Annotated in this window: 7 protein-coding genes and 1 pseudogene; 6 read left to right on the top strand and 2 right to left on the bottom strand. The window is 50.9% G+C overall.

Going from position 1 to position 7,121, the window contains the following annotated elements; genetic code table 11:
• Nucleotides 1-519, top strand: a pseudogene (locus B3W37_RS13795) (RNase J family beta-CASP ribonuclease); the annotation flags it as partial.
• 133 nt (nt 520-652) lie between these two features.
• Here B3W37_RS13795 and B3W37_RS13790 read toward each other — a convergent pair.
• Together B3W37_RS13790 and B3W37_RS13785 are read right to left on the bottom strand one after the other, a co-directional pair.
• The gene (locus B3W37_RS13790) at nt 653-877 is read right to left on the bottom strand and encodes a YlzJ-like family protein (protein ID WP_483169254.1); all 225 of its coding nucleotides are present in this window, start codon (nt 875-877) and stop codon (nt 653-655) included.
• Nucleotides 874-1,575 (bottom strand): ClpP family protease, encoded by a 702-nt coding sequence (locus tag B3W37_RS13785; protein WP_481043146.1) that lies wholly within the window; start codon nt 1,573-1,575, stop codon nt 874-876. The genes B3W37_RS13790 and B3W37_RS13785 overlap by 4 nt, the downstream gene beginning before the upstream one ends.
• Before the next feature lie 160 nt (nt 1,576-1,735).
• Between B3W37_RS13785 and B3W37_RS13780 the strand changes: the two genes are divergently transcribed.
• The 5 genes from B3W37_RS13780 (at nt 1,736) to B3W37_RS13760 (ending at nt 7,061) form a co-directional block, all read left to right on the top strand.
• On the top strand, nt 1,736-2,521 hold the full coding sequence (locus B3W37_RS13780) for an undecaprenyl-diphosphate phosphatase (protein WP_483176149.1): 786 nt from the start codon (nt 1,736-1,738) through the stop codon (nt 2,519-2,521).
• Between the two features lie 109 nt (nt 2,522-2,630).
• Nucleotides 2,631-4,877 carry an FtsK/SpoIIIE family DNA translocase gene (locus B3W37_RS13775; protein WP_483169255.1) on the top strand — a complete coding sequence of 749 codons (2,247 nt, stop codon included), beginning with the start codon at nt 2,631-2,633 and terminating at the stop codon, nt 4,875-4,877.
• Between the two features lie 39 nt (nt 4,878-4,916).
• Complete coding sequence (locus tag B3W37_RS13770; RefSeq protein WP_483169256.1) at nt 4,917-5,882, top strand: PfkB family carbohydrate kinase; 966 nt, start codon at nt 4,917-4,919, stop codon at nt 5,880-5,882.
• Between the two features lie 111 nt (nt 5,883-5,993).
• Nucleotides 5,994-6,749 carry a helix-turn-helix domain-containing protein gene (locus B3W37_RS13765; RefSeq protein WP_483169257.1) on the top strand — a complete coding sequence of 252 codons (756 nt, stop codon included), beginning with the start codon at nt 5,994-5,996 and terminating at the stop codon, nt 6,747-6,749.
• 15 nt (nt 6,750-6,764) lie between these two features.
• Entirely contained in the window at nt 6,765-7,061 is a 297-nt protein-coding gene (locus B3W37_RS13760) for a hypothetical protein (protein ID WP_483176148.1), read from the top strand.
• The last annotated feature ends 60 nt before the right edge of the window (nt 7,062-7,121 follow it).

Raw genomic sequence — 7,121 nt, 5'->3', positions numbered from 1 at the left:
AAGTATTTCATCCCCGTCCACGGCGAGCAGAAGCATCTGCGCAAGCACGCAAGGCTCGCCCAGGCCATGGGGATGGACCCTAAGAATATTTATATCGGCGATATCGGAGACGTGCTGGAGATCAACCAGGACTACATGCGCCAGCTTCCCAGCGTCCCGGCGGGCCGCGTCCTTGTGGACGGCCTCGGCGTCGGCGATGTCGGCAGCATCGTGCTGCGCGACAGGAAGCACCTGGGCGAAGACGGCCTGATCGTGGTCGTCTGCACGCTGGACGCGAAAAGCGGACACGTCGTTTCCGGGCCGGATGTGGTTTCGCGCGGCTTTGTCTATGTGCGCGAGTCGGAGGAATTGATGGAAGACGCCCGCGAAAAAGTACGGGAAGCCCTGGAAGTATGCATGAAGAAAGGACTGACCGAGTGGGCCATGATTAAAGCCCAGGTACGGGAGAAACTTAGCCGTCACCTCTACGAAAAAACCGGCCGCAAGCCGATGATTCTCCCTATCATCATGGAAATCTAGCAAGACAGCGTCTGATGCCAGAGGAGAAGGTGACAATTGGGGACGGCCCTTTTTGTCATTTTTCCCTCTGGCGTCAGAAAACATCTTGGTCAAACACTAGAAAAACGCCCCTTTGGGGACAGTTTCGCAATTTTTATTCCAAACGGCCGGTACTGGGATCCAGGCTTAGGATGTTGCCGGGCTGATAGCGCAAATCCAGGAAGTCCATGGGATCGGTGCTGCAGACCGAGACAATGCGAATACGGTTGCTTTCGGCACTTTCCGCCAGTATATGGCCGCCCGAAGCCAGGGGTATCTTTATGCTGTTGGGCGTCTCCCAGGAAACCAGGCTCATGGGATCAGGCGAGTACATTATCATTGCAAAAGCCCCTTCTGTTCTTTCAGTTGATTGATTTTGGCGATGGCATCGCGAATACCCCCAACTGCGTCGATCAAACCGCATCTTACCGCATCTTCGCCCACCAGAACCGTTCCGATGTCCCTGGCCAGGCTGCCGGTCCTAAACATCAGCTCACGAAAAGTCTCCTCGCTTATATGGGAATGCTCCACCACGAAACGCACCACCCGGTCCTGCATCTTATCCAGGTACTCGTAGGTCTGAGGAACCCCGATGACCAGGCCGGTAAGGCGTATAGGATGTATGGTCATGGTGGCTGTGGGCGCTATCAGAGAATAGTCGGAGCTTACCGCAATAGCGGCCCCGATAGAATGTCCTCCGCCCATTACGATAGAAACAGTCGGCTTGGATAGGGAGGCTATCATTTCAGATAAGGCTAAGCCTGCTTCAACATCCCCCCCCACCGTATTCATTACGATCAACAGCCCTTTGATGTTAGGATTTTCTTCCACAGCTACCAACTGGGGAATAAAGTGTTCGTACTTGGTGGTTTTGTTTTGCGGCGGCAATACCATATGCCCCTCGATTTGACCGCTGATGGTCAGGCAATGGATGTCGCTCTTGAACCCGGGGACTTCGGGAGTACCCAGTTCTTTGATGGCACTGATTTTATCTTCTTGTTTCGGTTCTTCCTGATTGGGGAGGTTTGGCTCTGTCAACAAAATTACCCCTTCCTTGATGAATTCTTTAATTAGCATGCCCCGGGCCGATAAAACCTACACCATGAGATGCTGCGATTAAAGAGCGCTCATCGCCAGGAAATGGGTATGTTTTGCAGCAGCTGTGCTATAATTTACTAAGTAGTTTTCTGGGAGGTATATGATTTTGACAGTGATACAAGCCCTAATCCTGGGCGCAGTACAAGGATTGACCGAGTTTTTGCCGGTCAGCAGTTCCGGGCATCTGATTATTTTTCAACATCTCTTGGGCCTGCAGAATACCCCGCTGGCATTTGATGTTCTGGTGCATATTGGGACCCTGGTGGCGGTTTTTATTGCCTTTTGGAGCGATATCGCAGAACTGTTGAGAAAGCCCTGGAGCAAACTGACGCTTTTGATAGTAGTGGGCTGCATTCCGGCCGCACTGGCCGGGTTTTTACTGGAACCCATTTTCGAGCAGACCTTTAAATCACTACTGGTGGTCGGCATAGGTTTGCTGATAACCGGGGCAGTCTTGATGGTATCCGAGAAATGGGCCCTGGCCAAGCCTGGTTTGAAAGAAATCAGGGAGACCAGTTACAAAGATGTGCTTTGGGTCGGCCTTCTGCAGGCCATTGCCATAATACCGGGGATTTCCAGATCGGGCTCCACCATTTCGGCCGGGCTTTTGGTTGGAATGGAACGGCCTTTTGCGGCGCGTTTTTCCTTTCTGCTCTCCATTCCGGTTATTCTGGGAGCAGGTTTATTAGAATTAAAGGATTTAGGAACAGAGGCCATGGCCTCCATACCGGGATCAGCTATTGCCGCCGGTTTGTTTTCCGCAGCCTTTTTCGGCTATGTTGCCATTAAAGTGGTGCTGCGACTGGTGAATCAAGGCCGCTTATCGGTGTTTTCCTGGTATGTGTGGGCACTGGGAATAGTTACTCTGGTGATTTACTTTACATAATAAATATGTTGTGGGTTTGGCCTCTGGAGAGGCAGGAATTCACGTAATACAGGAGAAATTTACCATTAAATCCATCCGCCCATTCAGGCGGCAGTATGGGGAGGCCGTGATGGCAGCCAAGAAAAAGAGCACCCCCAGGACCCGGACGGTAAAGGTAACGGCGCCAGCTGAGCCTAAGTCGCCCGGTCCCATTGAACATCTAAAATATGATATTTTGTCACTGGTAGCCTTTACCCTGGCGGTCTTTGCCTATGTCAGTCTGCGCAAAGCCCAGGGCCTTCCCGATGACAGCCGTATCATCGGCTGGCTGGGGACCGGCATCAAGGCGGCTTTGGAATATGCCTTCGGGGATGGGGCTGTATTAGGGCCCTTGTTCATTCTGGGATGGTCGGCCCACCTGGGGATAAACAAGAAGACCTGGTCAACGCAAATGTGGGGCTTAAGCATGCTCGGGCTAGTTGGTATAACATTATTTGCGGTTTATAAAACCCCGTCGGGCATGAATGCCTGGGAAGCCGGGCAAGCCAGTCTGGGCGGCGGTTATCTGGGCGGCAGTATGGCTTACCTCTTGATCCAGCTGGTGGGAAATGTGGGATTGGGCATACTGGCATTATTCGGCACCTTGCTGGGGCTGCTCCTGCTCATCGACCAGCCGGCGGCGACAGTTTTTAAAAGACTGCAGCAGGGCGCCCTGCAGGCCAAATCCCGGCTTGATGAGGTCATGTTTTATCAGGCCGCAGCCGAAGAAAGCGGCTCTAAAACAGTCACTGCAGCCCCTTTGATTATTGACAGCGCCGAGGCATCGTCCCCCCGGGAAGAACGCCCCCCGGTTCCTATTGTGGACATACAGCAACCGTTGCCGGTGGCGGCCGCCCTGGCCGATATCGAACCGGTGCCGCCCCTGCAGCTGATCAAAACCCGGCCGCGTCAGGAAGAGCATTATTGTCTGCCCCCCCTGGAATTGTTAAACGATGTTAGCAATGAGCGTCTGATCGATAAGAAGAATATAAAAGAAAGCATCACCGTTTTGGAGGATACTTTTGCCAGCTTCGGGGTAGCGGTTAAGGTCAATCAGGTCAGCTGCGGCCCGGCTGTAACCCGCTATGAGCTGACCCCGGGGGCCGGGGTGAAAATCAGCCGCATCATCAGCCTGACCGATGACCTGCAATTAAACCTGGCCGCCCCCGGCATACGCATTGAAGCTCCTATACCGGGTAAGGCCGCCATAGGCATTGAAGTACCGAACCGCAAAATACTAAGTGTGGGCCTGCGCAGTTTGATTTCCGCCCCGGCCTTCAAGAAGTTGAAAAGCCCGCTGGCTTTCGCCCTGGGGGAAGATATCAGCGGCAATGCGGTAGTGGCCCGTTTGCATGATATGCCCCATCTATTAATCGCTGGCTCCACCGGCTCGGGCAAAAGTGTATGCTTGAACTGTATTATTATGAGCATGTTATATCACAGCACCCCCTCCGAGTTGAAAATGGTTTTCATCGACCCGAAAATGGTGGAACTGACGATTTATAACGGCATTCCGCACCTGATGACCCCGGTGGTCACTGATCCTAAAAAGGCCTCTTTAATCCTGCGCTGGATGGTTCGAGAGATGGAAAAGCGCTATCAGCTCTTTGCCAGCAGCGGGGCTCGGGATATTCAACGTTATAATCAGATAAGCACTGACAAACTGCCCTATATAGTTATTGTCATTGATGAGCTGGCAGATCTGATGATGGTGGCTCCGGTAGATGTGGAAGATGCTATCTGCCGGCTGGCTCAAATGGCCCGTGCCGCCGGAATGCATTTGATCGTAGCTACTCAGAGGCCTTCAGTAGACGTGGTCACTGGGATCATCAAAGCCAATATCCCTTCCCGGATAGCCTTCGCAGTCTCATCCCAGACCGATTCCCGCACCATATTGGACGCCGGTGGGGCAGAGAAACTGCTGGGTAAAGGGGATATGCTGTTCCTGCCGGTAGGAGCGGCGAAACCGTTCAGGATTCAGGGAGCTTTTGTCTCCGACCGGGATATTGAAAAAACCGTGGACTTTATTAAAGCACAGTTTAATCTTGATGAACCTGTTAATGAGATTGAAGAATTGGAGCTCGCCGACAACGAAGAGGCTGACGGAACCGATGATGAACTCTTCTGGGACGCTTTGAAAATTTTTGTGGACGGTAAAAAAGCCTCGGTTTCACTCTTGCAGCGGCGTTTACGGGTGGGTTATGCCCGAGCCGCCCGGCTGGTGGATATCATGGAAGAAAGAGGCCTGATATCCGAGCAGGACAGCAATAAACGGCGTGAAGTTTTGATCGATGAAGAGCAATTTGAAAAGCTATACGCCAGGAATAAACTATGTTAGTATGAAAATTAGAGATCAACGTTCAGTAAGGGGATTAGTATGCGGTTGACCTTCCGGGAAAAGGAAATCCTTGATTTACTCAAGAAGGAACCCCTTATTTCCCAGGAGGAAATAGCCCGAAGGTTTGGAATTACCCGCTCTTCGGTGGCGGTGCACATCTCCAACCTGATGAAAAAGGGAGTAATTCTTGGTAAAGGCTATGTGCTCAATGAGGTGGTTTCGGTTGTAGTCCTGGGAAACTGCCTGCTGGTAGTGGATGTCGAAGATGAGGGCGGAGTACCGTCAATTGATATCAGTTGGGGCGGATTTGCTTTTAAAGCCAGTCAGTCCCTGGCGGATTTTGGCTCAAATGTAAAAATAGTATCGGTTATCGGCAATGATGAACAGGGAGAACTGATTTTGAGTCAGTTAGCCCGAAAAAAAGTCGACATATCCAATATATACCGTCATAATAACAAGCGCACCACCCGTCAGGTAAGGTGTAATGGGGAAATACTATTTAAGGAAGGCTTTTTCCCCGATGATTATGAAAAGGCGTTAAATTTACGGGAATGGGTTATATTTAATTGCGAGTGGCTGGTGGTTGAACCGGTTTGGCAGGAATATGTGTACCGCAAGGCGATTCACAAGGACGGTGAAAAACTGCCCTGCCTGTGTACTTGTTTGAGCCTGGAAGCTGACCAACTCATTCCCCGATATCTGGAAGGTTATCATCTGTTAGTACTTGGTTTGGCGGATATAGTACAGTTCGATTTTCATCGCAGCCGTATTCAGGAGTTGATTGAAGCGGGAATGGACCACTGTATCATCACAGACGGTCATTCCGCAGTGATGCATATGAACCATCGTGGTATTCAGGAATATCCCTTGTTACCCAATCAATCGTTTCATCATGCCCGGCAATTGTTGTACCTATTATGCGGCTTGGTTTATGGCCTTTCCAACAACTATCCCCTGCGGCAAGCCATCCGCATGGGTGTGGGTACTGCGTCTGTCGGGTCATGATTGGTAGTACAAGACATAGTTAATCATTGCCCTTCGGTGTGTGGGTATTGCGTCTGTTGGGTCATGATGCCAATAAAACCGTTTTATTGACCATTAGAAGGAGTTGAGAACATGCAATTTGGTCAAGTTTTTAAAGAGAAAAGAGAGAGTCTGGGACTGACTCTTGAACATATTGAAGAGGAAACTAAAATTCGCAAGCTGTACCTGGATGCGATTGAAAAAGAAAGATTTAATATCCTGCCACCAAAAGTGTATGCCACTGGATTTGTCAAAAAATACGCCCGCTATCTGCATCTGGACGATGAGGTATTGGTGGCCTTGTTCGTGGAAATGGCTTATGGCTATGAAGAAGAAGCCGAAATAACGCAGCCTCAACCCCAAAAGTCCGGGCCGGAATTCCAGTTTCTGGCCATGAACTGGCGCAATGTTGTGGTGGCTGGCGCCTTTCTGCTGGTGGCTTTATGGGTGGGGAACATGATTGTCGGCGCCATTTCCAACCACAGCCCCAATGTGGCCCAAAACCCAACCTCGCAGCAGCAAAACCCAACTGCCCCCGGGCCTGAGGAGCAGAATAATAATCCTGCCGGCGATCCTGCCCAAACCGATGAGCGGGATATGAGCGCAACGGTGCGCGTCGCGGCTCTGAGCGACTGCTGGGTGAAAGCCATAGTAGACGGGGAGACAGTGTTCTCGAGCACCCTGACTGCCGGACAGGAACAGGTTTTTGAAGGCCGGGAGGCGGTCTTATTGACAGTAGGCAACGCCGGGGGTATCGAGGTTTATTATAATGGCGACAAAATTGGTCCCCTGGGCGAAAGCGGCGAGGTTATCCACAAGGAATTCCGGGTGGCCCGCTTGAGTTCATAGTAAAGGATTTCTCCAGTGAATGTAGGCCTGATTAGTCTGGGATGTTCCAAAAACAGAGTTGATAGTGAAATAATACTATACCGGCTTAAAAAAGCCGGTTATAAATTGGTATCCCAGCCCGAAAAAGCGGATCTGATAATAATAAATACCTGTGCTTTCATTGAGGAGGCCCGTCAAGAAGCAATTGACCGGATCATTGAAACCGGTCTTTTAAAGAGCCGTGGAAGCCTTAAATACCTTGTGGTAGCAGGATGCATGGCGCAAAGATATGGATCATATTTGATGGAAGAGATGCCTGAGCTGGACGGCTGATATCTACAAATGCCCGGGCTTTTTCTGCACTCATGAAAAGACCTCCTGCAGTTCCTTCTC

The organism is Syntrophomonas sp. UBA5494, from assembly GCF_002426325.1.
Note: the sequence above shows the minus strand (reverse complement) of the source record. Positions and strands in the feature narration are given on the sequence as shown.

Bases quoted from the DNA above. Each gene is read 5' to 3' on its own strand.
- B3W37_RS13790 (WP_483169254.1), bottom strand. From the start codon at position 877: ATGATAATGTACTCGCCTGATCCCATGAGCCTGGTTTCCTGGGAGACG.
- B3W37_RS13780 (WP_483176149.1), top strand. From the start codon at position 1,736: ATGATTTTGACAGTGATACAAGCCCTAATCCTGGGCGCAGTACAAGGA.
- B3W37_RS13775 (WP_483169255.1), top strand. From the start codon at position 2,631: ATGGCAGCCAAGAAAAAGAGCACCCCCAGGACCCGGACGGTAAAGGTA.
- B3W37_RS13770 (WP_483169256.1), top strand. From the start codon at position 4,917: ATGCGGTTGACCTTCCGGGAAAAGGAAATCCTTGATTTACTCAAGAAG.
- B3W37_RS13765 (WP_483169257.1), top strand. From the start codon at position 5,994: ATGCAATTTGGTCAAGTTTTTAAAGAGAAAAGAGAGAGTCTGGGACTG.